This is a genomic window from Collimonas sp. OK607 (assembly GCF_900111995.1).
GTDB lineage: Bacteria > Pseudomonadota > Gammaproteobacteria > Burkholderiales > Burkholderiaceae_D > Collimonas.
The window spans coordinates 188,739-215,201 of sequence record NZ_FOKF01000001.1 but is presented as its reverse complement, the minus strand read 5'-3'; the positions used below and the strand labels follow the sequence as shown (position 1 = coordinate 215,201).

Sequence of the window (26,463 nt, the reverse complement as noted above, 5' to 3'; positions counted from 1 at the left end):
TTTTAAGCTGCTGTCATTACCAGGATCACTCAATTGCCGCCCCTTCTTCAGCAGTCATCGCGCTGCTGCCGCTTTGCAGGGCGGAGAAATTGATTTCCGTGTGATCGCCGCTCGCCTCATTAATCGTTACGGTCTTGACGTACGCACCGCCAGTCAACGCCAACGTACCGATTGCCTTGGCCAGCGCCGGTTCGCGCGCTGTCAACGCTACTTTCCAGCTGTTGCCCTGCACGCTGCCGTCCAGTTGAAACAGGGTTTCCAGCTGACTGAGATCACCCGCCAGCAATGAAAACAGCACGCTGTTAATCATCCTGACTACCGGTTCTTGCTTGGCGTCCATGCGCATGGCAACCCGGTCACCCTGCATTTGCACGATTTCGTCGCGCTTCAGGCGTAACGTATTGGGAAACGGTTGCAAGGTGCGCCACAGGACACCCTTGCCGTTCACCACGCAAAACCGGCCGTTCGACAGCAATGGTTTCTTGATGCCGACCAGTTGCTTGGTTTGATCGAAGCGCCCGCACAAGATCGGCGGCCGCGCCAGCATCGACTGGATTTTTTCCACAGGTGCGGCAGCCAGCGCCGGCATGGCCGTGCCGGCTAAAACCGCGGCTAAAAAGACGACTATGAGACTTCGTTTCATACTTGCTCAATCCCTAATTTTTTAAACAACACGGGCGGCGACGCAAAACACATTTCGTGAGTCGTCATATCCACCGCGACTTGCGTAGTAGTGCCACGGCTAAGGCGCTGGCCGCTGACGCTGTCGGTAATCACGTAGGCGATCTTGAGGCGATTTTCCCATTCGGTAACGCTGGCGCGCACCTTGATGCGCTGCCCGAATGCGGCCGGATGGGCGTAGCGCAGGTGCAAATCGATGATCGGCCAGGAGTAGCCGGAAGCCTGCATTTCCGGATAGTTGTAATCCAGTTTATCCAGCAGCGCGCAGCGCGCCACTTCCAGGTACTTGACATAGTTGCCATGCCAGACGATCTGCATCGGATCGAGATCAAAGAATTGCACTTGCAATTCCACCTCTGCGGACCAGTGCTCTTTGACAGGTAATTTGGTGTGCAGGCTAGTCATGACTTCACTCACGGTGTTACACATACAACTGCCATTGCTTGAGGCGGATGCGCTCCAGCAAACGACGCAGATCCGGTTCCAGCATGCGGTCTTCCTGTATCACGGCAATGTCGGCCGCCAGCGCTTCCATCATCTGTTGCACGTTCTGTTGCGGTTGCACGGCGCCATCCAGCCGGGAGCGCAGCCAGACGCCTTGGCGCACGCTGATCAACAGTGCGGCCACTACCTGTTCGGTCAGTTGCAACACGCGCAGGCAATCGCGGGCGGCGATCGTGCCCATGCTGACCTTGTCTTGATTGTGGCATTCGGTAGAGCGGGAAAACACCGAAGCCGGCATGGTCTGCTTGAGCGCTTCAGCGGTCCAGGCAGAGGCGCTGATTTGCAGCGCCTTCAAACCGTGGTTAATGCTGGCGCGCGGACCTTCGGCGCCAGACAGATTAGCCGGCAGGCCATGGTTGTAACGGCTATCAACCAGCAACGCCATTTGCCGGTCAAGCAAATCGGCGACATTGGCGACAGCGTTTTTCATGCTATCCATGGCGAACGCGATATGGCCGCCATAGAAATGGCCGCCGTGCAGTACGCGCTCATTTTCGGCGTCGATGATCGGATTGTCGTTGGCGCTATTCAATTCGTTTTCAATCGACTCTCGCATCCACGGCAAAGCATCCGCCAACACGCCGATCACATGCGGTGCGCAACGGATGGAGTAGCGATCCTGCAACCGTTGTTGATTGCGCGGTGCGTCATCTACCGGCAAATCCTGTCGCAGCCAGGCGGCCACCTGCTGCTGGCCGGCGTGCGGCTTGACGGAAAATAAAGTGGCGTCGAAATGATGGGCGTTGCCATCCAAAGCGAAACTCGCCATGGCGGTAATCCGGGTAGCGATACGCACCAGGTATTGCGCGCGGTCATAAGCCAGGCATGCCAGCGCCGTCATTACCGCGGTGCCGTTCATGATCGCCAGGCCTTCTTTCGGCCGCAGGCGCAGTGGCGTAATACCGGCTGCCGCCAGGGCCTCGGCGGCGCCGACCTTGACACCGTTGCGCCAAACTTCCCGTTCGCCGCACAGTACGGCAGCCAGGTATGACAGCGGTGTCAGGTCGCCACTGGCACCGACCGATCCTTCGGACGGGATCAGGGGCAGCAAATCCTCTTTCAGCAAGCGGGCGATCTGTTCCAGCAGGCCGACACTGACACCGGAGTATCCTTTGCTGAGCGACGCCAGCCGCGCCGCCATGATGGCCCGGGTTTGGGCCGGGGTAAACAATTCGCCCAAACCGCAACCGTGATAGGTGTACAAATGATGCGGCAATTCTGCGATCAGTTCGGGCGGGACGGTAACGGTGCAGGAGTCGCCATAACCCGTAGTAACGCCGTAGATGGTGCCGTCCTCACGCAACAGGCGATCGAGGAAGTCGGCGCCGCGGCTGATTGCGGCGCGGAATGCCGGCTCGTCGGACAACACGACCTTGGCCGATCCCGAAGCGATGTCGACAATGTCTTCGACCGTTAATCGGCCTTGGTCGAAACGGACAGTGCGTGGTGTCGGCGCCTGCGATGCTATGGCAGACAAGTCTTTCAGTTCAGCGAGATGCATCTTTGTACCCGGATAAATGCCAAAAATCGTAAAAATTGAACCATTGCAGCGGAGCTTTCAAGCAAAAATGCTCCAGCCTTGCCGCATAGGCGGCGGCCAGTTCATGGAAGACTTCATCGCGGCTCTTGCGCGGTAGTTGAATCGTTTCCCGAAACAATTCGAAATGACATTCGGAGCGGCCGTTTTTTGTCATCGAGAACAGCAGGTAGACGGGGCACTGCAACAGGCTGGCCAATACATACGGGCCAACCGGGAAGGCCGCCTTTTCGCCCAGGAATGAGGCATATGCGACGCGTGGCACGGCCGCCACCGGGATACGATCGCCGGCAATCGCGACAAACTCGCCGCGCCCTACTTTCTCCGCCAGCAGCATGGCGGTAGCGGGTGTCATCTCGGTAACCTGCATCAGGTTCAACTGGCTGTCCGGATCAAGTTTGGCCAACAGCCGGTTAAACGCCTGGGCGTGCTTGGTATGCACCAGCACCGTAATGCGTAACGCGTGATGCTGGCGCGACAGCACCCGGCACAACTCAAGATTGCCCAGATGCGCACAAATCAGCAGGCCGCCACGTTGCGCCTGTATGCTTTGCTGGATCTGCTCGCGGCCGAACGAAACCACGTCGGCAGTCTTGAACAAGCCGCCCCACAACAACATCTTGTCGAGGATATTTTCGGCAAACGCAGCAAAATGCCGGAACACCCCGCGCCAGTCCGGTCGAATCCGGTTAAGCCTGGCCACGGCCGGACTGAAATCGCAAAGCCGCTGCAAATAAAGCATGGAAGCGCGGCGGGCGGCCGGCTTCCTCAGCAAATACCAGACTAGCACCGGGTACAGAACCAGGCGAAACGGCCAGCGGCCGGCGATCCGGTAGATCGCGAACAACAGCCGCATGCCACCCACGAAGCTGGCTTCGTTGATCTGCGCCCAATGTTGCTGGCTGGCGCTCAAGATCGGCCTCGCGCCAACCACAGACGACGCCCTAGCAAGCGCGGCGCACGTATCAGCATGCCAAGGAACAAGGTCGCGTGCATACGCGAGATCAGCAGATTGTCGCGGCCAACGCGGAAATGCGATACACCGTCCATGGGGTAAGTCACGCGCGTCGGCAGATTGACGACTGGCACGCCATCCCAGTACAAACGCACCAGCACCTCGGTATCGAAATCCATCCGTTCGCCGATGTGCCTGCGCCGCACCAGGTGCATCAGGGACGGCAAGGGATACACGCGGAATCCGCACATCGAGTCCTTGATATCCAACGACAAGGTATTGATCCAGACCCAGACGTGCGTCAGATAGCGCCCATAAAAACGCACCGACGGCACGCTATCGTCATATTGCGGACAACCGGCGATCACGCTTTGCGGCTGGGCAGCGGCCTGCTGCAAAAACCGCGGGATGTCGTCGGTGCTGTGCTGGCCGTCGGCATCGATCTGCAGCACGTGGCTGTAGCCTGCTGCAGCAACATGCCGGACACCCGTCAACACGGCGCCGCCCTTGCCGCGATTGACTGCATGGCGCAACAAGGTGACCTCCCCCGGATGAGCGGCTGCCAATTCATCCAGCACCGCCGCACACGAGGCCGAACTGGCATCGTCCACCAGTACGCAAGGCAAGTCGTGTGCCAGTACTGCCGCCAGCACCGTACCGATGGCATGTTCATGGTCGTAGACCGGGATCACCGCGCATGGCCTGAATTCAGCTTGCTGCATGGCCCGCTCCAAACGTGATGCGGCCGCTGGCATGCGGTCCGGCTGCCGACATCATGCGAAACGCCAGGCTGCTTTTTTGAGTATCGTGCAGCAACTCCAGTTGTACTACCGCGCCCGGCAAAATCACACGTTGAAATTTCAAGCCGAGCATGCCGCGGAAATGCGGCGCCAATGGAAAATACTGGCGTCCATAGCTGATCGCCCAATCGAGTTGCACTACGCCAGGCAAAATCGAGGCACCATCAAAGTGGCCGTCGAAATACAGGAGATCGGCTGGCACTGTCAACTCCAGCAATACGCGATCGGTTTCCTGTTCCAGCATGCGCACCAGCGGCTTGCGCGGAAGCTCGGCCGGGTTTGAGCTGGCCGGCGCCGGCGATTCCAGCAGCGCCAGCAAATCGGCGCGGGTGGTCTTGCCTTGCGCGTTGACCGGCATCGCGTCCAGATAACGCCAGCTACGCGGCAACGCAACCGCTTCCACCGCATGCGCCATACCGTTGCGCAGCATGCGATTCAAGGCCAGCTTGCCCTGCGTTGCCAGAACTTGCAGGCCGGCAGCGGACGGCACAACGAAGGCGGCAATCCGCTGTCGTTGTCGAGACTCATGTTGCGACGTATGCTGCAACTCTGGCTGCCCGATCAACAAAACGCGCGCATCTGCCACTTGCTTCATAGCCTTCAGCTGCCGTTCCAACCCATCCAGAGAAATGCGTTTTTCTTCGACTTTGACGATACGATCGACGCGCCCTTTCAAACGAAAGCGTTGCGGGTCGATAAGCTGCACCTGATCAGCCAATGCGTACCAATCGGAGTCGGGCAAATGCGGCGAGCAGATTTCAAGCACGTCGTCGTTAACGCCGACGCGCCAGGTAATCGCAGGCATCACTTGCCAGCTGTCGTCTGCGCCGACGACACGTTGGCGCCAGGCCACGCCACCGGTTTCAGAACTACCGTACACCTCAACCGGGATCGATCCCAACAGCGCCCCGGCAGCCACGGCAACCTCTGCCACCAACGGACCGCCGGATGAAAATATGGCGCGTATCGAAGCAACCTGATCACGTGTAAACGTGCCGGGCAGCCGCCTCAGGTGGGCAGGACTTGATATCAGGATGACCGGTTTGCCTTCAGGCTGCGGCTGAAGCTCTTCCAGATAAGCGATTTGCTGCGCGTGTATTACACGGCCGTTGGTCAAGGGCCACAGTATCTTGAACAGTAATCCGTAAATATGCTGGTGCGAGACCGTGGAGACGACATCGGCGTTGCCGATTCTGGAGCCAAACAACTGTTCCAGAGACGCCACTTCGGTGGCCAGTTGAGACAAAAATTTCGGTACGGCTTGCGGCTCGCCGGTGCTACCCGAGGTATAGATCACCAATCCGGGAAAATCCGGCAACAACGCTTTGAATTCGGGTTCTGCGTGGCTATGGTTATGGCCATCGTTAGCATTAGCGTCGTCGATATCGAGGGCCAACGGCGCATATTGGGGCGGGAATTCACCCAGGTAGCCATCTACCAGCGCGCTCAGATTGGCGCAGGTGGCAGGCAGCACGTCGCCCGGCAAATAAATCGTCTTGTCGGCTTGCCATGCGCCCAGCAAGATGCAGGCAAAGGTGGCGCTGTCGCTTGAATACAAGGCGAAGCGCGATCCTGCCTGACGCGACAGCAAGCGCCGCCAGGCGGCAACCTGCGTAACCAGCCAGGCATGGCTGAGCGGCTTGCCGTCGCGCCATGCGAACGGGCGCTCGCGCTCTTGGCCCTGCTTCTGGCCCTGCACCTGCCCTGGATTGCGACCGGATGGCGCACTCAGTAACGTCAGCAAATCAGGAGGATTAAACATGTTGCCCATCCGCTTGCCCGGCCTGTTGTGCATCGAGTCGACGATGACGGCGCCGGACAATGATCCGCACCAGATATTCACCGGCAAACAAGCACCCCATCAGCACATAAGCCATGACGCCGTTGTAGAACGACCAGACGGCGGCAGAGGCCCAGATGGCTGTCAGCAGGGCCAACGTGCCATTGATGACGAAAAAGACGCACCATACCTGGGTAACCCGGCGCGTATAAGCAATCGCGTAGGCCGGTAAAGCCGGATCGCTCAGGCGGGCCATGCGTTCAATCACCGATGGCGGCGCATGCAAACTGTAGCCGAACACCACCAGCATGCCGAGATTGACCAGCACCGGATATAGCTTCAACGGCAGCAAAGCATTGTTCCATATCGCCAGCGCCGCCAACAGCAAGGCGCCGGCCAGCCACCAGCGGCTGGCGCGATTCAGTTTCAGGGTCGGCAGGCGGGTAGCGGCGGCCACCACCAGCAACAGCGCCAGCAAGCGCGGCTCGACCCGCCCGTGTCCGAACCAGATCGCGAGCGGATAGAGCAAGGTGACCAGCAAGCTCACCAGGGTGGGGAAAAAGCGCATAAGCCTGAACTTGAGCTTGCTATCGGGTATATTCTGCATCCTGTCTGAAGATCCCTGGCAATCTTACTTGCCATCCTCTGCCAGCAAGTCGGCCAGCGCGTCGACCACGTCTTGCACGGTACGGACGGCCTTGAACACATCGGGCTGCAAACGCTTGCCGGTAAGCTGCTTGAGCTTGACCACCAGATCTACCGCATCGATGCTATCGATATCCAGATCCGTATACAGATTGGCTTGCGGCGTCACCCGGTCCTTGTCGACTTCGAACATTTCATGCAACACATTCACCAGCCACAGGTAAATTTCTTCCTTGCTCATGGAGTTGGTCAATATCATTTCACACCGTCACTTCTTTCTATTGCTGGCAATCATCGCAGCCAGCGCGCGTACCGATGCAAAATGGTTACGCGTCTCCGCCGAGTCTGCCGACAATGAAATGCCGTAGCGCTTTTGGATCGCTACGCCCAATTCCAGCGCGTCGATCGAATCCAGGCCGAGACCGTCGACAAACAACGGCGCGTCGGTGACGATATCGGCCGTAGTGATATCCTCCAACTGCAGAACATCGATGATGATCTGCTTCACTTCTTCTTCAAGCTGCTGCATAGCCCTGGCTTTCTTTCCTAAAATAATCTTGCAGATAGGCAGTTAAATGCCTTGCTGCCAATACTTCGCTACCGGCTTTTGCCAAAAATTGTTGTACCTCTATATCCTCTTTTACTTCAATGCTGAAATGCGCGGCTACCGGCGGCACCTGCCACCACTTGCTGCCCTTGCCCAAAGTCGGCGGCCGGCAGCGGATTATTACCGGCGTCACATTTGACGAGCTGCGCACGGCGATATTCGCCGCACCGCGTTTCAAGCTGATTTGGCCATCACCGGCAGTGCGAGTGCCCTCCGGGAAAACAATCAGGTTGCTGCCGCGCCGCAAGGAGCTGATGCAATCTTCGATCAGTTCGCTGCCGCGGTCGTTGCTGATGTAGCCGGCGGCGCCGACCGCCCCGCGCGTAAACGGATTATCCCAGAGCCTGCCTTTGACTATGCAATCCGCACGTTTGACAAAAGCCATGAGGAACACGGTGTCAATCAAGGTCGGGTGGTTTGCCAGGATCAACAAACCTTGCCGCTCCAATCGTTCCAGCCCGCTGATTTCGTAGTTCAATACACCCAGCCATCGCATGCATCCGACAAAACCGCGAAATGCCAGGCGAATCACACGGCGCGCTACCACTATGCGCAGTTGCCGCTCCCAAATCAGCAGATTCATTACCGGGAAAACCGTGACACGCAAGAGCAAGCCGCCAACTGCAAACAGCACAAAGCTGAAACCGGTTGCCAGCACGCGCCAATAGCGGTTTGCACGCTTAAGCAAGACGCCTCCAGCACCATCGGCGGCCATCGACCATGCGGATCAGCTCGGAATCCTGGCGTAGATAAAAAGCCAGCACTTCCAAACCCGCAGATTGCCGGCCGCTTGCCGGCTCCTGTTCCGTTGCATCCATTTCAACTCCAGCCTGTCCGCTCCAGGACAGAGAAATGGTACTACCGGTATTCCGCAATTCCGTGCCTGCCAGCTCTGTCGGCTGCGCTGATCGTATTAACCAGGCCCAGGCAAATGGCTGCTCCTGGCAATCCTGAAATTCTTCAAATATCTCCGGCAAAAAACCGTCATAAACCACCAGCAACACCTCGGCCGCACCGTCCGCAAGCAAGCCGCAGGCCTCAATTACGGCATGTTCCACACCACTGTGACCCGCCGCCAAGGCGGCGTGACTGGCCTGATCCTGACGGGCAATGGAAAACAAGCCGGCAGCAGCATTGTGGACTGACAAACTGAAAGAGGTGGGAGACAGAGGTTGACCTTGCGCCAGATCGGCCAGCAACTCTACCGAACGCACGCATTCCCCGTGGCGAGAACAAAACACGGTTGGCACACCGGCCTTGCCATCGAGGCAACGGTAAGCCGCTTCCAATGCCATTTTGCCCATGGCGCCCGCACGCCGGCGCAACATGGCAGGCATGGCGGAAACAGCAGCTTCGCCACTGCCCGCAATGACGTATGGATCGTTGGCCCACGTCAGCCATGCTGCAGCCGTATCCAGTCCAGGCGCCCATGCCGCGTCAGATACAATTGAAAACCTGACACCCCCTAGTTTCATCTCACCATTCTCCAACATCCATCAAATCGCTTCCTGTTCTGCCAGCAATCTTGGGAGTTGAGCCGATGGCAATTCCAGTCGTAATTTCAATCATAAGCCCTGCATTTCGCGCGGCATTATAAGCTATACACGGCCACATGCCGCAGAGAAACATTATTAACCATGCCCTATCACTATCGGTAACCTTTTCTTGCAATCCCTTATGACAGAGCTTGTTTTTACGCCGAAATATACAGCAAGTTTTAACATAAAGAACGGTGCAAACCCGATCATTTTCATTCAGTTACAGTCATATTGGTGATCGGAAACAACACAATTCTGGTGACCGGCGCAAAACGTTGCAGAGAAGACAAGATCGATTTTGATCGGATCGACTAATAGATGGCACTGCTGTCGATCGCCTGCTGCAAATGGCATCGATGTGACTCGCCGTCGACGGCGCCAATCCGCCGCAGGCAGTCAAGATCTGCAACTACCCTTGCCGGCGTGGATAGCCTTCGGCGGTAATTCGTTGCCAGACCTCGGTTTTCTCTTCCTCGGTCATGAAAACCCAATGGGCAACTTCGTTGACGGTACGGCCGCAACCGCGACAGACGTCGTCGAAAGTGGTGGAACAAACCGCCACGCATGGGGTATCGGGACGTTGCGGAGGAGACTCTGACATGCTGACCTTTTAAGATGTAAAGCGTTGCCGGGATATTGACACCAGGCGTTCCATTTTATAACAGCAGAAGGATGGGTGCGATGATTAGGCACGTTGATCAGGCTGGCCGATAATATGTTTACTATCATTTCAGCAATGCAAACTACGACGATAGGCACGAAGCAATATACAATCTTCACTAAACGTATTTACCAATTGGTAAAACAGCATTGCGGACTGGATATCAGAAAGAAAACAAGTCATGGAGCAAAAGGCGCCGCGTCGCACCCGCGAAAAAATCATGGATCTGTCGCTGCGACTCTTCAATGAGTTCGGCGAACCCAATATCACCACCACCATCATCGCCGACGAGATGAAGATCTCGCCGGGAAACCTGTACTACCATTTCCGCAACAAGGACGATATCGTCAATTCGATTTTCGTCACGTTCGAGGAAGAAATCAGCCGCATGCTGGCAATGACGCAAGGTCAGCGCCCTACCATGATCGACGTCTGGCATTATCTGCACCACATGTTCCAGCTGATCTGGCGCTATCGCTTCTTCTATCGCGATCTCAACGACCTGTTGTCGCGCAATCGCACCCTGGAGCTCCATTTCAAGGAAATCTTCGGTCACAAGATTGCGGTGGTCAAAGAGCTGTGCCATGGCTTGCACGAAGACAAGGCGCTGCATGCCACTCCGGCCGAGATCGACGCCCTGTCGTCCAACATGGTGGTGGTTGCCAGTTACTGGCTGTCATACCAGTACGTCCTGAATCCTCGCCAATATACGGAGCAAGCTGTAGTCGAACATGCTCTGGCCAGCGGCTGTTACCAGGTGCTGGCGCTGATGCAGCCCTATCTGCGCGGCGAAACGCTAGTCCATTTTGAACAATTGAAAACCAAATATTTGCAAAACAACGTCTGATGAAATCTCTCTGTATTTATTGCGGCTCGTCTCCCGGCGCCACGCCGGTCTATGCGCAGGCCGCGCGCGAACTGGCGAAAGCCATGGTCGAACAGAATATCGCGCTGGTGTACGGCGGCGGCAATGTCGGCCTGATGGGAATTATTGCCGATGAAGTCATGCGCCTGGGCGGCCAGGCCACCGGCGTTATCCCGGAAGCGCTGCTAAAAAAAGAACTGGGTCACAACGGCCTGACGCAGCTGCATATCGTCAAGGACATGCATGAGCGCAAAGCGATGATGGCCGACCTGTCAGATGGCTTTATCGCTATGCCGGGCGGCGTCGGCACGCTGGAAGAATTGTTTGAGGTATTTACCTGGGCCCAATTGGGTTTTCACCAGAAACCGATCGGCTTGCTGAACGTCGACGGTTTTTACGACGGTTTGCTGCAGTTCATCCAGCACATGGTGTCGCAACGCTTCCTGAAAGGCGAACAGGCGGAAATCCTGATAGCGGAAGCGCAGCCTGCGGACCTGCTGCAACGGTTCAGGTCGTTTGTGCCGCATCACGTGCCGAAATGGCTGGACCGCAACACCATCTGAAATGCAATTTGAAATGCAAACGGGGTGGACAGTAAAATGTCCACCCCGTTTTATATAGTGCTGCCGGATTAAGCCTGCAGCGCTTGCCGGAAATCTTCCACCAGGTCGGCTGTATCCTCGATTCCGATCGATACCCGGATCAGCGATTCGCTGATGCCCATGGCAGCGCGGCGCTCTGCTCCCATCTCATAGAAGATGGTATGGGCAACCGCGATGACCAGGGTGCGGTTGTCGCCCAGATGGGTGCCGGAAATCGCCAGCTTCAACCGGTTCAGGTAATCGAAACAATCGATCTCCGGCTTCAATTCAAAACTGAACAGATAACCCGACGCGCGGAACAGATCGGCTGCCAACGCGTGCTGCGGATGTGATTTCAAGCCCGGGTAGTGTACTGCCGCCACCCGCGGATCGGCTTCCAGCATCTGCGCCACAGCGAGTGCACTGGCGCTGCTACGCTCCATCCGCAACGCCACGGTTTCTGCGCCGACGGCGATATGGTGGGCCGCCTCGGGCCCTAGAGATGCGCCGAAGTCGCGCAAGCCTTTGGCGCGGATCTGCGCCATCCCCCATTGCGGCTGCGGATTGCGCTTGTAGGCATCGAGAATGTTGGGATAGCAGCTCCAGTCAAACAAGCCGGTATCGGTAAGCGCGCCGCCCAATGCATTGCCATGGCCGCCGATCGATTTGGTCAGGGAATTGACCACCAGTCCTGCGCCCACCGATTTCGGCTGGAACAGATAGGGCGAAGTCATGGTGTTATCCACCACGAATAAAATGCCGCGCTCGCGACACAAATCGCCGATGCGCTTGAGGTCGGCAACCTGGGTACGCGGATTGGCGATGGTTTCAACGAACACCATGCGTGTAGCCGGCGTCAAAGCGGCTTCCACCTGCGCCACATCTGTAGCGTCGACCATGCTCACTTTACCGCCCTGGCCAACGTACGTTTGCCACAGGCTGGCAGTGTTCCCGAACAAAAATACCGACGACACCACGTGATCGCCTTCGCGCAGCAAGGCTTGCACCAGCACCCCGATGGCCGCCATGCCGGAAGCGAAACAGATGGTGGCGAGAGCCCCTTCCATTTTTGTCACTTTGTCTTCAAGCGCTGCGACGGTCGGGTTGCCCTGGCGACCATAGCGGTAACCCGATTGCTTGCCCTGGAACACTTCGGCCAGCTGGCGCGCATCGCTGTACCCCCAGGTTACCGAGGTGTGGATAGGCTTGTGCGGCGCGCCGTGCTCGATGGTTTTTTGCCGGTCGCTGTGCAGGATGGTGGTGGTGAAGCCGTATCGTGAAGTCATATTTGATCAATACTTATTTGAGAGCTTTGGCGCGTAGGGTGGGCACGCCTTTGTGCCCACGCGGGACCTCGATGCACCTATAGCGTGACCGGTGTATTTAAGGTCACGCCTAGGCACAAAGGCGTGCCCACCCTACTTCAGCTACACCCGACAATCAGTCAACTTGCGCCAGACTCAGATTCAACTGCGAACGCACCGCATCTTCGCTTTCCGGCTTTGGATTATTGCGTGCGAACTCGATGCGGTCGAGGTAATCGCGCGAAATGTCGCCGGTGATGTAGTTGCCATCAAAGCAGGATGCTTCGAAATTGCGCAGCAAAGGATTGACGTCGGAAATCGAACGCTTGAGGGCGTCGATATCCTGATACACCAATGCGTCGGCGGTAATTTCACGACAGACTTCTTCATCGGTACGACCGTAGGCGATCAGCTCGCCGCGGGTCGGCATGTCGATGCCGTAGACGTTCGGGAACTTGACCGGTGGCGCAGCCGAGGCAAAGATCACCCGCTTGGCGCCGGAATCACGCGCCATCTGCACGATTTCACGGCTGGTAGTGCCGCGCACGATCGAATCGTCGACCAGCAATACGGTCTTGCCCTTGAACTCGGAGCCGATCGCATTGAGTTTCTGGCGTACCGATTTCTTGCGGATTGCCTGCCCTGGCATCAGGAAGGTGCGGCCGATGTAACGGTTCTTGATGAAGCCTTCGCGGTATTCGATATTCAGCTTGAGCGCCAGCTGGATTGCCGCAGGACGGGACGAATCGGGAATCGGCATGACCACATCGATGTCGCCACCAGGAAATTCGCGCTTGATCTTGTCTGCCAGATACTCGCCCATTTTCAGGCGGGTTGCGTACACCGATGCGCCGTCGATGATCGAATCAGGGCGGGCCAGGTAAACGAATTCGAAGGCGCAAGGATTCAGGGTCGGATTGTCAGCGCATTGCTGGTTATACATCTGGCCGTCGATGTCGATGAAAATCGCTTCACCCGGCATCACATCGCGCAGGAAGCGGAAACCCAGGCCTTCCAGAGCAACCGACTCGCTGGCGATGACGTATTCGGTGCCCTTGTCGGTTTCGTTGAGGCCGATGCACAGTGGCCGGATTCCGTACGGATCGCGGAATGCCAGCAAACCATGGCCTGCAATCTGCGCCACCACGGCGTAAGAACCGCGCACACGTTTGTGGACGCTCGATACGGCCTTGAACAAGACGCCAGGATCGAGCGAGTAACCGATAGTTGCTTGCTGAATTTCATGCGCCAGTACGTTCAGCAACACTTCGGTGTCGGAATCGGTGTTGATATGCCGTCTATCGTTTTTGAACATCTCGATTTTCAGCTGCTCGGCGTTGGTCAGGTTGCCGTTGTGCGCCAGGATGATGCCGAATGGCGCATTGACGTAAAACGGTTGCGCCTCTTCCGCGCTGGCGGTGCCTGCAGTCGGATAACGCACCTGGCCGATGCCGAAATTACCTGGCAGCGAGCGCATGTTGCGGGTACGGAAGACGTCGCGCACCAGGCCGTTGGCCTTATGCATGAAAAATCCGTTGCCGTGATTGGTAGCGATCCCCGCCGCATCCTGACCACGATGTTGCAAAAGCAACAAGGCATCATAAATGAGCTGATTAGCGGGGTTGTGGGAAGCGATGCCGACTATGCCACACATGGTGGACTCCTAAACAATAAACAATCCGGGACTACTCAATGGGACTCATGCAAACTTCGCCATGCCAGCGAAATCCTGCACAAATCCTGTAAAACAAATTCAAAACTTCAGATGGCTGGCGAACTCACCCGGCAAATAGGGTATGACAGTCCGTGCAGCAGTCTCCGCCATCGGGCTCAGCAGCGCATCGCGCCATAAAGGCTGTTGCGGAATTGCCGTAGCACCGCATACCAAAACCACCGCCAATACAATCACCAGGCCACGCGCCACGCCGAACAAGACACCCAGCCCATGATCCACCAACCCCAAACCGCTGGTTTTGATCACGGCTTCCAGCGCCATGCTCAACAACATCATTAATAACCTTACGCCAATAAACAATGCCAGGAAAGCCACAATTAAACGCGTTACATTTCCAGGAATCACTTCGGGGAGCAATTTTGCCAGATTTTCACCATACGCGTTGGCGATCACCAAGGCTACGACCCAGCTTGCCAATGACAGGATTTCCTTTACCAAGCCGCGTAAAGTGCTGATCACAACCGAGCAGATCAGTACGAATAACACCAGATAGTCGAAAATTGTCACGCTGTCCGCATTGCTGTCTGCATATCTTTGATCAGTGACCTATATGGCGCCAGATACGGCCGAAATCAAGCCACTCGTCCGCCAGCTCGTTTTTAACCAGGAATCAAACTGCCGCTCAAACCCAGCTTGGCCAGCTTGGCGCGCGTTTTTTCAGCTTCTTCCTTGCTACTGAACGGGCCAACGCGGACACGGATGCGCTCACCGGCCTGAGTTGGAACTTTTTGCGTATATGAATGAATACCGGCATCTTTCAGCTTGCCTTGCAGCTCATCGACTTTGTCTTGCGTTGCCAGTGCGGCTACTTGCAGCACGAATTTTCCTGGCTTCTTGTCGGCTGCTGGCGCAGCCCCGCCCCGCCCGTCCAGAATCGCTTGCGCCCGCGCTGCGTCATCCTGTTTATCGGCGACCTGGCTTGGTTCCGCTTTAGGCTTTGGCTTCGCTTCCGGCTTGGCTTCCGGCTTTGGTTTAGGTTCTGGTTTAGGTTCCGGCTTAGACGCGGCCTCAGGTGGCGCCGCTGCTACCACCTTAGGCGGAGTTGCAGCAGTATTGCCAGCATTGTCGGACACGGCAGGTTTGGCTACGGTCGCTGGCGGTGGCGCCGGTGTTGGCGCAACTGGGGTGCTGCTGGCCGGATCGACTATTTCTTCCTGTTGATCAAGGCCGCTGCTATTACTGACCGATGCCGCGCTGGCCGAGGCATTTGCGCCCGCGCTTGCATCCACCTTATCGCGTGACGGGATCTGAATTGCAATATCGTTAGGCAGCGACTTCGGCTCGGAATCGAGGATCATCGGCAACACGATCACTACCGCCAGCACCAGGGCTACAGCTCCCACCAGCCGGCGCCGGGCCCGCTTCTTTTCCGGCAAGACCGGATCTACCGCTTCATTCGGCTGGTTGCCGGCCTTGTTTGCCTTGGCTTTGCGCGTACGCAGGGGCAGTTCGCCCTGTTCCGCGCCAGGACCGAATCCGGTATCCGCCTTTGAACGATAAACGCCCTGGTCAGGGTCTGTTTGCTGCTTGTTTTTGCGAAGAAAAGAGAACAAACCCATGCGATATTTTTTGCTAGCTAGTGAGCCGGTTCACACGCATACCCCGTGCATACCCGCTGATAAATCGTCAGTGAAATCCAGACTTTCGGGCCGCCATTACACCGGCCACTGTCAGGAACGATCCGAAAACCACAATTCTATCATTCTCACCTGCTCTGCTTAATGCATTTGCATAGGCTTCTGCAGGAGAATCGAAAGACATGATGCTCGATTGCGCATTTGCCCCGTCCTCCCGATGGACACCGGCCTCCAGCAAACGTTCTTTCAACTGCTCGCCAGTGGCGGCACGCGGCAACGGTAATGCCGTCAGGCACCAATGATCGATGCGCGTTTTCAATTGCGCGACAATGCCCTCGATATCCTTGTCCAGCATGGCGCCGAATACGGCATAGGTATAAGGATGAAAGCCCATATTGTCGAGATTCTGGGCCAGGGTCGCCGCCGCATGCGGATTGTGCGCGACGTCCAGGATCACCAGCGGCTGTCCCGGCAGGACCTGGAAGCGGCCCGGCAAATCCATCATGACAAAACCGCTACGCACCTCTTGTGCACTCACCGGCAACTCCTGCCGCAGCGCCTCCAGCGCAGCCAATGCCGCCGAGGCATTCAACAACTGGTTGGCGCCGCGCAGGCTGGGATAGCCCAATGAATTACGGCGCTGGCCGCGGCCGCCGTAATTCCATTGCTGCTTGTCGCCGGTATAGTTGAAATCGCGTCCCAGCAACCAAAGATCGGCGTCGATCGCGTTGGCATGATCGATCAATGATTGCGGCGGCACCGGATCGCTGCAGATCGCGGCTTTGCCGGCACGGAAAATGCCAGCCTTCTCAAAACCGATTTTCTCGCGCGTATCGCCCAGGTATTCGGTATGGTCGATATCGACGCTGGTGACGATCGACACATCTGCATCGACGATATTGACCGCATCCAGGCGCCCTCCCAGGCCGACTTCCAGGATCACCACATCGAGCTTGGCCTCTGCCAGCAGATGCATGATGGCCAGCGTGGTGAATTCGAAATAAGTCAGGGAAATATCGCCGCGTTGCGCCTCTACCGCCTCGAAACTGGCGATCAGGGCGGCATCCGATGCCGATTCGCCGTTGATGCGCGCGCGTTCATTGAAATCGAGGAAATGCGGTTTGATATACAGGCCGACCTTGTAACCGGCGCGCAGCAGGATCGATTCCAGCATGGCGCAGGTCGAGCCTTTGCCATTGGTGCCGGCAACCATGATGACCGGGCAGGCGAATTGCAGCTGAAGTCTTTCCTTCACCTGCACCACGCGGTCCAGGCCCATGTCGATGGTTTTGAAGTGGCGTGACTCGAGTAGAGCAAGCCAGTCGGCCAGCGTCACAGGCTTGGCGGAAATATTTGACATTTTGACATCCAACTAAAAACAAAAGGCCTGAACCGGCAACAGTTCAGGCCCCATGGCGAAATTCACATCAAGCGATGGATTCAGCCGGCTGATCTTGCAACAGCGCCAACAAACGGGCAATCTCTTCACGCATCTTGCGACGATCGACAATCATGTCGACCGCGCCCTTGGTGACCAGGAATTCGGCGCGCTGGAAGCCTTCAGGCAGCTTTTCGCGCACGGTATTCTCAATCACACGCGGGCCGGCAAAGCCGATCAACGCTTTCGGTTCAGCGATCACGACATCGCCCATGAAGGCGAAAGAGGCGGAAACGCCGCCCATGGTCGGATCGGTCAGAACGCTGATGAATGGCAACTTCTTTTCCGACAGCTTGGTCAGCATCGAAGTGGTCTTGGCCATCTGCATCAGGGACAACAAACCTTCTTGCATACGCGCGCCGCCGGTAGCGGTGATGCAGATGAACGGCACTTTTTGCTCCAGCGCAACCTGGGCGCCACGCACAAAGCGCTCACCTACCACCGAACCCATGGAGCCGCCCATGAATTCAAACTCAAACGCCGCCACGACCACTGGCAACGTCATGATGGAACCACCCAGCACGATCAGCGCATCGGTTTCGCCGGTGGCGTCCATCGCTGCTTTCAGGCGGTCCGGGTATTTTTTGCTGTCTTTGAATTTGAGGGTATCGATCGGCAGGGTTTCCTGGCCGATTTCATAGCGCCCGCCGGCGTCCAGCAAGGCGTCCAGGCGCTCACGCGCACGGATCCGCATGTGATGATCGCACTTCGGGCAAACATGAATGTTCGACTCCAGGTCGGTGCGATACAAAACCGCTTCGCACGACGGGCATTTAACCCACAATCCCTCAGGGATCGATTTACGGGTTGCCGAGTCGCTGCGCTGAATACGTGGGGGTAGTAATTTTTCTAGCCAACTCATAGAGTGACCTCCTTCAGATTTTTTTCTTGCCGAATTGTACCTTCATCCCCAAATCAGCGAAATAGTTAATCAAACCAGTTGATTCAGGAAATATTTCCACTCCGACATCTAAATTACTCGTCCAGCGCTTTCCGTATCCCTGACAAGAAGCTCTCTACCGCCGCCACAGCCTGCTCACGCGGCGTATTTTCCAACTCCTGGATGATCCGGCTACCGATCACTACCGCATCCGATACTTGCGCCACCGCCTTGGCAGTCGCCGCATCGCGAATGCCGAAACCGACACCGATTGGCAATTTGACATGCTTGCGGATCGCCGCCACTTTTGCTGCGACTTCGGCGGTATCGATATTGGCGGCGCCGGTGACACCCTTCAATGAAACATAATACGTGAATCCGCTGCCGACCTTGGCTACTTGCGCAATCCGCTCTTCAGTCGAGGTCGGCGCCAGCAGGAAAATCGGATCCATGCCGTTAGCCTGCATTTTTTCGGCAAATTCTTCGCATTCTTCCGGCGGATAATCAACCACGATGCTGCCGTCGACCCCTGCCTCCTTGGCGGCGGCAATAAAGGCATCGACGCCCATCCGCTCCAAAGGATTGGCGTAACCCATCAACACCACCGGTGTGGTGGCATTGGTTTGCCTGAACTCGCGCACGTAGCCCAGCACGTCATGCAAGCTGACGCCGAATTTCAACGCCCGTTCACAAGCGCGCTGGATCACAGGGCCTTCCGCCATTGGATCGGAAAACGGCACCCCCAGTTCCAGGATATCGGCGCCGCCCCTGACCAGCGCATGCATCAGCGGCACGGTCAGTTCCGGCGCAGGATCGCCGGCGGTGATGAAAGGGATCAGCCCTTTTTTATTGTTTGCGGCGAGTGCTGCCAAGGTAGTCTGGATTCGTGACATAGGCTCTATAGATAGAAAATGCGATGGAATGCGTTGTGGTTGTTTGCCCGTCCACAGCGGACCTGACTGCTGCGGACAGGATCTCGGCTAACCGTGTTAAGCCAGCTTCAACCGTTCGGCAACGGTATGCATGTCTTTGTCGCCGCGGCCCGACAAATTGGCCAGGATGATCTTATCCTTTGGCAAGGTCGCAGCCAGCCTGGCCGCATAGGCCAAGGCATGGCTCGATTCCAGCGCCGGGATGATGCCTTCGATACGGCAACAGGTATGAAATGCCGCCAGCGCTTCATCGTCGGTCACGGTTTCATAAGTAGCGCGGCCGGAATCCTTCAGCCATGCGTGTTCCGGCCCGACTCCCGGATAATCGAGACCGGCAGAAATCGAATGGGTTTCGATGATCTGGCCATTCGCATCTTGCAGCAGATAAGTACGGTTGCCATGCAGCACGCCCGGCGAACCCAGCGTCAGCGAGGCTGAGTGCTTGCCGCTGGCGAGTCCCTCGCCTGCAGCTTCCACCCCCACCAGGGCAACGTCGTGATGATCGATGTAGGGATAGAAAATCCCCATCGCATTAGAGCCGCCGCCGACGCAAGCGATCACATGGTCAGGCTGGCGCCCGGTCATTTCCGGCATTTGCGTCAGGCATTCATTGCCGATCACCGACTGGAAATCGCGCACCATCATCGGATACGGATGCGGGCCAGCGACCGTGCCGATGATGTAGAAAGTATCTTCAACATTGGTGACCCAGTCGCGCATGGCTTCATTCAACGCGTCTTTCAAGGTCTTCGAACCGGATTCGACCGGCACTACCTTGGCCCCCAGCAGGTTCATCCGATACACGTTCTGCATTTGCCGCTTGACGTCTTCGCTGCCCATGTAGACCACGCATTCGAGGCCGAAGCGCGCGCATATGGTGGCGGTCGCCACGCCGTGCTGGCCGGCGCCGGTTTCAGCAATCACGCGCGGCTTGCCCATGCGTTTGGCCAGCAGGGCCTGGCCGATCACATTATTGATCTTGTGGGCGCCGGTATGATTCAAATCCTCGCGCTTGAAATAGATCTGCGCGCCGCCCATCTGCTCGGACCAGCGCTTGGCGTGGTAAATCGGACTGGGGCGGCCGACGTAGTGTTTCAGCTCGCTGTGGAATTCAGCCAGGAATTGCGGCTCGTTTTGATATTTGGCGTAAGCCTGCTGCAATTCGCTCAGCGCCAGGGTCAAGGTTTCCGATACGAAGCTGCCGCCGTACATGCCGAAATGGCCTTTGGCGTCAGGCAAGTTGTATTGGGCGCTTTGATGCAAGGAGGTACTGGCGAGCGGCTGGCGCTCGGCATATTGCTCGAGGGGGGTGAATTCTTTCATGGTGTATCTCTCTAACCTAACTGATCGTGATCGGCGTCCGCCTGCCGTATCGCTTCAATAAATGCGCGAATCTTGGCGGCGTCCTTGATGCCCTTGTCTTGCTCGACGCCACTGCTGATGTCGACCGCAAAGGGACGTACGCGCTTTACCGCGTCAGTCGCATTGAGCACGCTCAAGCCACCACTTAAAACGACCTGAGGCGCGAGTTCTTTTGGGATGAGAGACCAATCAAATACCTTTCCACTGCCGCCATAAGCTTCAACCAGGGTATCGAGCAGCAATCCGGCAAACAAACGGCTGCCGGAACGATACGCCTGAGCGTATTCTAGCAAATCGGCGGCCACAGTAGCACTACCAATCCGCATGGCACGTATAAATGGCCGGTTTACCGATTGCGCCAGGGAGGCGCTGTGCTCTACGGTTTCGTCGCCATGGAACTGCAACAGCGATACCGGCGCCTGCGCCACTATCTCTTGCAGCTGCTCCGGCTCGGCGTTGACAAACAGACCAACCGTGGTGATAAACGGCGGCACGATGGCAATCAGCCTGGCGGCCTGCTGCGGGGTGACGTAGCGCGGGCTCTTCGGGTAAAACACAAAACCAAGGGCATCCGCGCCTGCAGCGATGGCAGCTTGCACATCCTGCTCGCGGGTCAAGCCGCAGATTTTGATTCGGGTACGGTGGCTCATGGGCTTTAGTGTAGTTTAATCTAGTCAAAAAAACATTAACTTGCGCACTACATCACCTTGAAAACATTACTTCAAAAATGATAATTTGACATCGCAAGCGCGGGACATCTATAACCAAGGCATCAATCCAGCCGGTTGCTGGGGCAACTGCCATTTCTGATCATAGGCCACTTGCGCCAGGTACAGACCGTCCGGCATGAAAGTCGGCGCAGCCAGCCGGCGATCGCGCTGCGACAGCAATTCTGCGATCCACTCCGGTGGCTTGTTCCCATTGCCGGCATAGATCAGGGAGCCGACGATATTGCGCACCATATGATGCAAGAAGGCGTTGGCGCGCAAGGTGAATACGATCAGGTCGCCACGCTGCTCGATGCGAATTTCGTCCATGGTGCGTATCGGTGACTTGGCCTGGCATTCCACTGCGCGGAACGCCGAAAAATCGTGAGTGCCGACCAGATGCGCCGTAGCTTGACGCATCAACTCAAGTTCCAATGGCCGGAATACCCAACCTGCCTTGCCCTCCAGCAGCGGCGAGCGGACCGGATTGTTGTACAGCAGGTAGTGATAAGTTCTGGCAGTGGCGCTAAAACGCGCGTGGAACTGGTCTCTGGCGCCGTGATCCGCCACGTCTCCATCGGCAGGCGCAGGCAGCCCAGGCAGCTCATGAGCCCATCGCACGGCGATCGATGACGGCAGGAAAGCATTCAACCCACGCACCCAGGAAGATATTTCGCGCGACAAAGGCGTATCAAAATGCACCACCTGTTCAAGCGCATGCACACCCGAATCGGTACGGCCGGCACAAATCGTGTCTATCGGGCCTTGCGTGAATTTTTGCAAGGCAGCTTCCAGCCGGTCCTGCACTGTCTTGCCGTTAGGTTGGGTCTGCCATCCTTGCCAAGGTGTGCCGTCGTACTGCACGCCTAGAACGATACGTTTCAATCCAGCTCCTGTTAAAAAAAAGAAAAACGGGCGCCAGCATAACGCTGCGCCCGTCAAAAGCAAAATGCTGCTGATATTGTACTAGCTTACATGGCAGTTACAGCTTGGCCAGCAATGTCTTCGCTGCATCGACCTGCTCTGCACTGCCGCCTTTCAATACTTCTTCCAGCAGTTCGCGCGCACCTTCCTTGTCGCCGATTTCCTTGTACGCAACGGCCAGGTCCAGCTTGGTCGCCATTTCAGGATTGGCTGCGGCAGATACGGCTACGTCAGTCGCCACTGTTGCAAATGCGGCGCCTTCTGCCTTGGCGGGAGCATGTGCATGAACTGCGCTGTCCAGATCCAGATTCATGCCGGCCAGATTAAACTCCAGCGGTGCAGCCATAGGTTCGGCATGTTGCGCATACGAAGGTGCCGCCGGTGTTTTGACTGGCTTGGCTTCCGCTGGAATATCGATATGGGCATGAGCCGGTTCGTAATTCGAAGGCTGGCCGCCGGCAGGGATTTCCAGCGTGCCAAACGCGGTCGGCGCCGGTACGCTCTTTTCCGCGACTTTCGGCGCTGCGGCAGGCTTATGGTCCAACTCGAAATCGAGTGCGTCGAGCATGGATTTGCCGGTTTCGTGGGAAGGCGACAGCAATACAGTGTTCTGGTTGGCGGATGCTTCGCTGCCGAGTTCTTCCAGATCGAAATCCATATCGTTTACAGAAGCTGCAGGTGCACTGGCATGCTTGCCCAGCTCCGTTGCCGTCAACGGCGCCAGTAATTCTACCGGGGCCGCGGTGTGCACCAGTTCAGGAATCGGCGCAGCTTGCGGCTCGGTCGGCGCAGTCAACGAATTGAAATCGAGACCTTCCATCGGCTGAGTCGGCGCAGTAATCGAATTGGCCTTGGCAATTACCTGATCCTGCAATTTACCGCCACCGTACAAAGGATTGGCTGGATCGACATTCAGACCAAGAGCGGCCGCCTGCTGCCAGTCTTCACCTTCACCGCGGGTCAGGCTGTACAACTCGCTGGCCAGGATTTCAAACGAGCGTGGATCTTTACGGTTCGCGTAGATTTCCAGCAGCTTGACGCGAATCGCGTTGCGGTTTGGCTGGTTGCGCAGCGCTTCTTTCAGGATTTCTTCGGCTTGCGCATCGCGTCCGTAAGCGATGTACACATCTGCCTCGGCGACCGGATCGACATTGGTATCCAGATGGCTGACCGACGGTACGAAATTTGAATTGAAGATGCTGTTCTTGGTGTCGACGCTCTGGCCACCTGTCGAGCCGAACAAGGAGTTACCCTTCAAACCCGAATTGGTCATCGGCGCGCCGCTGCTGTCCAGGAAAGCCTGCTCACGCGCACGGTTGCGACGGTAACGGAACAAGCCGAGACCGGCCAGCAACGCCACCAGGACACCGCCAACCGGCAGCAATAATGGATTTTCGGTAAGGCTTTCAATGAAACCTGGCTCTGGCGGAGGCGGTGCTGTCACCTTCGGTTTAACCGCAGCCGGCGCTGCAGGCGCTACGGCAGCGGGTGCCGCAGCAACCACCGGGGCCGCTGGCTTAGCACTTGCGTCGGCTGCAGAGGCAGCAGCAACTGCTTCCGGGGCCGAAGCCGAACTTGCCGCAACGGCTGCTGCTGGAGCTGCCACAACCGGGGCAACCGCAGGCACGGCCGGAGGTGGTGTTACCGCTGCTGGTGCCGGCGCCGCTGCAACTGGTGCAGGTGCAGCAGGTGCAGGTACGGCAGGCTTCACATTGGCAGCCTGATTTTGCAGGTCAGCCAGGTTCTTGTTCTTTAACTCGAGAGTTTTCTGCAGGTCGCTGACATTTTTTTCCAGCTCCTTGACGCGCGAAGCGGCCTCGGCGGCAGCTTTTTCCCGTGCAATCTTCTCTTCAGTCGCCGCATTGGCAGCAGCCTTGGCATCGGCAGCACCGGCCGCAGCCGCAGCAGAACCGCGCGACAATTTCAGCTTGTCCTTGGATTCGCTGGCTGGAGTGGCTTGTTCTTCCACCTTGGCAGTAATTTTGCCGCCGCTGCTTTGTCTGGATTCAGCTGCAGCATTCGGCGCGGCCGATTCCACCAGCCCGGCCAAGGTATTGCGATAGCTCTTGAAGTCCTTGGACTGCGCCACTACGACGTTCCTGGCTTCCGATTTACTGACAGCACCTGCGCTGTCAGCATTAGGAATCGACAGGATCTGGCCTGAGCGCAGACGATTCATGTTCTTGCCGACAAACGCACCTTCGTTGCTGCGGTATAACGCGACCAGCATTTGGTCCAGCGAGATGCCGGCCGGCAGGTTTTCGCTAGCAATGCGTGCCAGCGTATCGCCCTTCTTGACGTGATAATCACCGCCTGCAGGCGCAGCGGCTGTGGCTTTGGCCGGGCTGGCGGCGCCAGTGGCAGCAGCCACCGGTTTGCTGGCTGTACCGGTGGCGCCGTTAGCACCGCTAGCGACTGCCTTGGCAGCAGCAGCGCGAGTAGCATCGGTGATGGTCGAACCGGTTGGCGATGATGCCTGGGCTACTGGCTGGACTGGCGCCGAACGAGGGGCGACAGCGGCAGTAGAGGTTGCGGCTGTGGCGCGCGGCGCTGCAGGCGCGGCAATTTGTGCCGGTTGTGCCTGGCGCTGGCCGGCAGGATCAAGCAACAAGGTATATTCGCGCACCAGACGTGCCTTGGTGCCGCCGAGTTCCATCAACATGTCGACAAACGGCTCATTGATAGGCTGGGTCGAGGTTACCCGCACAAAACGGCGGCCATTGCGCTGATCGATGGCAAATTGCAAAGACAACAAGGCTGGGTTGAAATCGATATTGGCTTGCTGATAAGTTTCCGGACTAGCCAGTTTCGCCACTAGCGAACCCGCTTCGTCCTGGCTTACCGAGGTAAGCTCAATTTCTGCACGTAACGGTTGTCCCAACGAGGACAGCACGGTTAATTTACCCAGACCGGCAGCCTCTGCACTGGAAATCATCAGCATGGCGGAAACCACGGCTGCAGTGAGGGTCTTTAAACCGGTGGAAATAAATTTATTCGAAGAATTCGGGTGCATGTTGTGTGGCATGAAGGGCTGTCCGTTGACGTATTAGGAAACAAATCTTGCTGAAAGCAAATACTGTACCCAGTTTTTTTAAAAATCAATATCTAGATTGACATTAGTGTGGCGCCTCACAAACAATGAGCCTGTTTACGTAGCACTGCACCAATTGGCGTAACGGTCGATAGGGACTGACAAATACTATACCGACAGATACGCCAAGCCCGCTAAGACTTTCCTCAAGAAAATATTTAGCGGGCTATGTTGCAAGTCGGCAACAATATCACAACTACCGTAACAAGTCAGGTATCCAGAACAATCCGCAGCATGCGACGCAATGGTTCTGCCGCACCCCACAGCAATTGGTCACCTACGGTGAATGCTGACAAATAATCGCCACCCATCTGCAATTTGCGCAAACGACCGACAGGAATTGTCAGGCTGCCGGTAACCGCCGCAGGCGTCAGGTCGCGCATCGACGATTCTTTGTCGTTAGGCACTACCTTCACCCACTGGTTATTGCTAGCGATGATGTCATTGATTTCATCGAGCGGCACATCTTTTTTCAATTTGATGGTCAAAGCCTGGGAATGGCAGCGCATGGCGCCGATGCGGATGCACAGGCCATCCACCGGGATAACCTTGCCGCCATTGCTGAAACCGGCGCCGCGGCCAAGGATCTTGTTGGTTTCCGCGCCGGCTTTCCATTCCTCTTTTGACAAGCCTTCGCCCAGATCCTTATCGATCCAGGGAATCAGGTTGCCACCCAGGGGTACGCCGAATTGCTTGATTTCGTCAGCCGACATGGAATGCTGTTTGCCCAGCACCTTGCGATCGATTTCCAGGATCGCCGATTTCGGATCGTCCAGCAGCGCCTTGACTTCGGCATTGATGGAGCCGAACTGGGTCAGCAGCTCACGCATGTGCTGCGCACCGCCACCCGATGCCGCCTGATAAGTCATGGAGGTCATCCATTCGATCATGTCGTGTTCGAACAAACCGCCCAGGCCCATCATCATGCATGACACCGTGCAATTGCCGCCGATGTAGTTCTTGACGCCGCGCTTCAAACCATCCTTGATCACATCCAGATTGACCGGATCCAGCACGATGATGGCGTCGTCTTTCATGCGCAGCGTCGAAGCTGCGTCAATCCAGTAGCCATTCCAGCCGGCGGCACGCAATTGCGGGAAAATCTCGCTGGTGTAGTCGCCGCCCTGGCACGTAATAATGATGTCGCATTTTTTCAAGGCTTCAATATCGGTGGCGTCTTTTAACGTTGTTTCGTTTTTCGCCAATGCCGGGGCTTTACCGCCAGCATTTGAAGTTGAAAAGAATACCGGTTCGATATGGGCGAAATCGCCCTCTTCTTGCATACGCTGCAACAAGACCGAACCCACCATGCCACGCCAACCGACCAAACCAACCAGTTTCATCATGATTCCCTAACAA

Annotated in this window: 26 protein-coding genes; 2 read left to right on the top strand and 24 right to left on the bottom strand. The window is 56.9% G+C overall.

All coding sequences use genetic code 11. The features are described from left to right. Window positions 1-25 precede the first annotated feature (25 nt). The 12 genes from BM029_RS01040 to BM029_RS00985 form a co-directional block, all read right to left on the bottom strand. Window positions 26-643 carry an outer membrane lipoprotein carrier protein LolA gene (locus BM029_RS01040; RefSeq protein ID WP_092431796.1) on the bottom strand — a complete coding sequence of 206 codons (618 nt, stop codon included), beginning with the start codon at window positions 641-643 and terminating at the stop codon, window positions 26-28. Then, complete coding sequence (locus BM029_RS01035; RefSeq protein WP_092432045.1) at window positions 640-1,086, bottom strand: acyl-CoA thioesterase; 447 nt, start codon at window positions 1,084-1,086, stop codon at window positions 640-642. Before BM029_RS01035 ends, BM029_RS01040 begins: the two co-directional genes overlap by 4 nt. Before the next feature lie 16 nt (window positions 1,087-1,102). Next, a complete protein-coding gene (hutH, locus tag BM029_RS01030) occupies window positions 1,103-2,686 on the bottom strand; it encodes an HAL/PAL/TAL family ammonia-lyase (protein ID WP_092431794.1) in 1,584 nt (527 codons plus the stop codon). Further along, the gene (locus BM029_RS01025; RefSeq protein WP_170850943.1) at window positions 2,673-3,635 is read right to left on the bottom strand and encodes an LpxL/LpxP family acyltransferase; all 963 of its coding nucleotides are present in this window, start codon (window positions 3,633-3,635) and stop codon (window positions 2,673-2,675) included. Before BM029_RS01025 ends, hutH begins: the two co-directional genes overlap by 14 nt. Next, window positions 3,632-4,399 carry a glycosyltransferase family 2 protein gene (locus tag BM029_RS01020; RefSeq protein ID WP_092431791.1) on the bottom strand — a complete coding sequence of 256 codons (768 nt, stop codon included), beginning with the start codon at window positions 4,397-4,399 and terminating at the stop codon, window positions 3,632-3,634. Before BM029_RS01020 ends, BM029_RS01025 begins: the two co-directional genes overlap by 4 nt. Then, a complete protein-coding gene (locus BM029_RS01015) occupies window positions 4,386-6,239 on the bottom strand; it encodes an ApeI family dehydratase (protein WP_244544846.1) in 1,854 nt (617 codons plus the stop codon). The genes BM029_RS01020 and BM029_RS01015 overlap by 14 nt, the downstream gene beginning before the upstream one ends. Further along, window positions 6,232-6,864: a COG4648 family protein gene (locus tag BM029_RS01010; RefSeq protein ID WP_371329068.1), complete on the bottom strand. Its 633-nt coding sequence runs from the start codon at window positions 6,862-6,864 to the stop codon at window positions 6,232-6,234. The genes BM029_RS01015 and BM029_RS01010 overlap by 8 nt, the downstream gene beginning before the upstream one ends. A 24-nt stretch (window positions 6,865-6,888) precedes the next feature. Next, window positions 6,889-7,143, bottom strand: a complete 255-nt coding sequence (locus tag BM029_RS01005; RefSeq protein WP_170850942.1) for an acyl carrier protein — start codon at window positions 7,141-7,143, stop codon at window positions 6,889-6,891. 27 nt (window positions 7,144-7,170) lie between these two features. Continuing rightward, window positions 7,171-7,431: a phosphopantetheine-binding protein gene (locus tag BM029_RS01000; RefSeq protein ID WP_092358167.1), complete on the bottom strand. Its 261-nt coding sequence runs from the start codon at window positions 7,429-7,431 to the stop codon at window positions 7,171-7,173. Beyond that, the gene (locus tag BM029_RS00995) at window positions 7,418-8,224 is read right to left on the bottom strand and encodes a lysophospholipid acyltransferase family protein (RefSeq protein ID WP_092431785.1); all 807 of its coding nucleotides are present in this window, start codon (window positions 8,222-8,224) and stop codon (window positions 7,418-7,420) included. Before BM029_RS00995 ends, BM029_RS01000 begins: the two co-directional genes overlap by 14 nt. Beyond that, window positions 8,190-8,984: a beta-ketoacyl synthase chain length factor gene (locus BM029_RS00990; RefSeq protein WP_244544845.1), complete on the bottom strand. Its 795-nt coding sequence runs from the start codon at window positions 8,982-8,984 to the stop codon at window positions 8,190-8,192. Before BM029_RS00990 ends, BM029_RS00995 begins: the two co-directional genes overlap by 35 nt. Window positions 8,985-9,456: 472 nt before the next feature. Then, a complete protein-coding gene (locus BM029_RS00985) occupies window positions 9,457-9,648 on the bottom strand; it encodes a DUF1289 domain-containing protein (protein WP_092431782.1) in 192 nt (63 codons plus the stop codon). 241 nt (window positions 9,649-9,889) lie between these two features. Between BM029_RS00985 and BM029_RS00980 the strand changes: the two genes are divergently transcribed. Then, window positions 9,890-10,555, top strand: a complete 666-nt coding sequence (locus tag BM029_RS00980; protein ID WP_092431780.1) for a TetR/AcrR family transcriptional regulator — start codon at window positions 9,890-9,892, stop codon at window positions 10,553-10,555. Then, window positions 10,555-11,136, top strand: a complete 582-nt coding sequence (locus tag BM029_RS00975; protein ID WP_092431778.1) for an LOG family protein — start codon at window positions 10,555-10,557, stop codon at window positions 11,134-11,136. Before BM029_RS00980 ends, BM029_RS00975 begins: the two co-directional genes overlap by 1 nt. 68 nt (window positions 11,137-11,204) lie before the next feature. Here BM029_RS00975 and BM029_RS00970 read toward each other — a convergent pair whose 3' ends face one another. From BM029_RS00970 to asd, 12 genes are all read right to left on the bottom strand, one after another. Continuing rightward, window positions 11,205-12,440 carry a cystathionine gamma-synthase family protein gene (locus BM029_RS00970; RefSeq protein WP_092431776.1) on the bottom strand — a complete coding sequence of 412 codons (1,236 nt, stop codon included), beginning with the start codon at window positions 12,438-12,440 and terminating at the stop codon, window positions 11,205-11,207. 154 nt (window positions 12,441-12,594) lie between these two features. Continuing rightward, window positions 12,595-14,112 carry an amidophosphoribosyltransferase gene (gene purF, locus BM029_RS00965; protein WP_092431774.1) on the bottom strand — a complete coding sequence of 506 codons (1,518 nt, stop codon included), beginning with the start codon at window positions 14,110-14,112 and terminating at the stop codon, window positions 12,595-12,597. Window positions 14,113-14,211: 99 nt separating this feature from the next. Then, the gene (locus BM029_RS00960; protein WP_092431773.1) at window positions 14,212-14,700 is read right to left on the bottom strand and encodes a CvpA family protein; all 489 of its coding nucleotides are present in this window, start codon (window positions 14,698-14,700) and stop codon (window positions 14,212-14,214) included. 92 nt (window positions 14,701-14,792) lie between these two features. Further along, window positions 14,793-15,752, bottom strand: a complete 960-nt coding sequence (locus tag BM029_RS00955) for an SPOR domain-containing protein (RefSeq protein WP_092431771.1) — start codon at window positions 15,750-15,752, stop codon at window positions 14,793-14,795. Between the two features lie 67 nt (window positions 15,753-15,819). Then, a complete protein-coding gene (gene folC, locus BM029_RS00950; RefSeq protein ID WP_092431769.1) occupies window positions 15,820-17,130 on the bottom strand; it encodes a bifunctional tetrahydrofolate synthase/dihydrofolate synthase in 1,311 nt (436 codons plus the stop codon). A gap of 67 nt (window positions 17,131-17,197) precedes the next feature. Beyond that, window positions 17,198-18,070, bottom strand: coding sequence for an acetyl-CoA carboxylase, carboxyltransferase subunit beta (gene accD, locus BM029_RS00945; protein ID WP_092415597.1), 873 nt, complete (start codon window positions 18,068-18,070; stop codon window positions 17,198-17,200). Window positions 18,071-18,183: 113 nt separating this feature from the next. Continuing rightward, on the bottom strand, window positions 18,184-18,981 hold the full coding sequence (gene trpA, locus BM029_RS00940; RefSeq protein WP_092431768.1) for a tryptophan synthase subunit alpha: 798 nt from the start codon (window positions 18,979-18,981) through the stop codon (window positions 18,184-18,186). Window positions 18,982-19,077: 96 nt separating this feature from the next. Next, window positions 19,078-20,343, bottom strand: a complete 1,266-nt coding sequence (trpB, locus tag BM029_RS00935) for a tryptophan synthase subunit beta (RefSeq protein WP_092431766.1) — start codon at window positions 20,341-20,343, stop codon at window positions 19,078-19,080. 11 nt (window positions 20,344-20,354) lie between these two features. Further along, a complete protein-coding gene (locus BM029_RS00930; RefSeq protein ID WP_092431765.1) occupies window positions 20,355-21,032 on the bottom strand; it encodes a phosphoribosylanthranilate isomerase in 678 nt (225 codons plus the stop codon). A 108-nt stretch (window positions 21,033-21,140) separates the two neighbouring features. Further along, window positions 21,141-21,974, bottom strand: a complete 834-nt coding sequence (gene truA, locus BM029_RS00925) for a tRNA pseudouridine(38-40) synthase TruA (RefSeq protein ID WP_092431764.1) — start codon at window positions 21,972-21,974, stop codon at window positions 21,141-21,143. Window positions 21,975-22,071: 97 nt separating this feature from the next. Further along, window positions 22,072-25,038, bottom strand: coding sequence for a motility hub landmark protein FimV (locus BM029_RS00920; RefSeq protein ID WP_244544844.1), 2,967 nt, complete (start codon window positions 25,036-25,038; stop codon window positions 22,072-22,074). Between the two features lie 275 nt (window positions 25,039-25,313). Next, window positions 25,314-26,447: an aspartate-semialdehyde dehydrogenase gene (asd, locus tag BM029_RS00915; RefSeq protein ID WP_092415603.1), complete on the bottom strand. Its 1,134-nt coding sequence runs from the start codon at window positions 26,445-26,447 to the stop codon at window positions 25,314-25,316. Between the last annotated feature and the right edge of the window lie 16 nt (window positions 26,448-26,463).

Excerpts from the sequence above, each read along its gene's own strand:
- BM029_RS01040 (WP_092431796.1), bottom strand. The coding sequence starts at position 643 with ATGAAACGAAGTCTCATAGTCGTCTTTTTAGCCGCGGTTTTAGCCGGC.
- BM029_RS01035 (WP_092432045.1), bottom strand. The coding sequence starts at position 1,086 with ATGACTAGCCTGCACACCAAATTACCTGTCAAAGAGCACTGGTCCGCA.
- hutH (WP_092431794.1), bottom strand. The coding sequence starts at position 2,686 with ATGCATCTCGCTGAACTGAAAGACTTGTCTGCCATAGCATCGCAGGCG.
- BM029_RS01020 (WP_092431791.1), bottom strand. The coding sequence starts at position 4,399 with ATGCAGCAAGCTGAATTCAGGCCATGCGCGGTGATCCCGGTCTACGAC.
- BM029_RS01015 (WP_244544846.1), bottom strand. The coding sequence starts at position 6,239 with ATGTTTAATCCTCCTGATTTGCTGACGTTACTGAGTGCGCCATCCGGT.
- BM029_RS01010 (WP_371329068.1), bottom strand. The coding sequence starts at position 6,864 with ATGCAGAATATACCCGATAGCAAGCTCAAGTTCAGGCTTATGCGCTTT.
- BM029_RS01005 (WP_170850942.1), bottom strand. The coding sequence starts at position 7,143 with ATGAGCAAGGAAGAAATTTACCTGTGGCTGGTGAATGTGTTGCATGAA.
- BM029_RS01000 (WP_092358167.1), bottom strand. The coding sequence starts at position 7,431 with ATGCAGCAGCTTGAAGAAGAAGTGAAGCAGATCATCATCGATGTTCTG.
- BM029_RS00995 (WP_092431785.1), bottom strand. The coding sequence starts at position 8,224 with ATGGCCGCCGATGGTGCTGGAGGCGTCTTGCTTAAGCGTGCAAACCGC.
- BM029_RS00990 (WP_244544845.1), bottom strand. The coding sequence starts at position 8,984 with ATGAAACTAGGGGGTGTCAGGTTTTCAATTGTATCTGACGCGGCATGG.
- BM029_RS00985 (WP_092431782.1), bottom strand. The coding sequence starts at position 9,648 with ATGTCAGAGTCTCCTCCGCAACGTCCCGATACCCCATGCGTGGCGGTT.
- BM029_RS00980 (WP_092431780.1), top strand. The coding sequence starts at position 9,890 with ATGGAGCAAAAGGCGCCGCGTCGCACCCGCGAAAAAATCATGGATCTG.
- BM029_RS00975 (WP_092431778.1), top strand. The coding sequence starts at position 10,555 with ATGAAATCTCTCTGTATTTATTGCGGCTCGTCTCCCGGCGCCACGCCG.
- BM029_RS00970 (WP_092431776.1), bottom strand. The coding sequence starts at position 12,440 with ATGACTTCACGATACGGCTTCACCACCACCATCCTGCACAGCGACCGG.
- purF (WP_092431774.1), bottom strand. The coding sequence starts at position 14,112 with ATGTGTGGCATAGTCGGCATCGCTTCCCACAACCCCGCTAATCAGCTC.
- BM029_RS00955 (WP_092431771.1), bottom strand. The coding sequence starts at position 15,752 with ATGGGTTTGTTCTCTTTTCTTCGCAAAAACAAGCAGCAAACAGACCCT.
- folC (WP_092431769.1), bottom strand. The coding sequence starts at position 17,130 with ATGTCAAATATTTCCGCCAAGCCTGTGACGCTGGCCGACTGGCTTGCT.
- accD (WP_092415597.1), bottom strand. The coding sequence starts at position 18,070 with ATGAGTTGGCTAGAAAAATTACTACCCCCACGTATTCAGCGCAGCGAC.
- trpA (WP_092431768.1), bottom strand. The coding sequence starts at position 18,981 with ATGTCACGAATCCAGACTACCTTGGCAGCACTCGCCGCAAACAATAAA.
- trpB (WP_092431766.1), bottom strand. The coding sequence starts at position 20,343 with ATGAAAGAATTCACCCCCCTCGAGCAATATGCCGAGCGCCAGCCGCTC.
- BM029_RS00930 (WP_092431765.1), bottom strand. The coding sequence starts at position 21,032 with ATGAGCCACCGTACCCGAATCAAAATCTGCGGCTTGACCCGCGAGCAG.
- BM029_RS00920 (WP_244544844.1), bottom strand. The coding sequence starts at position 25,038 with ATGCCACACAACATGCACCCGAATTCTTCGAATAAATTTATTTCCACC.
- asd (WP_092415603.1), bottom strand. The coding sequence starts at position 26,447 with ATGAAACTGGTTGGTTTGGTCGGTTGGCGTGGCATGGTGGGTTCGGTC.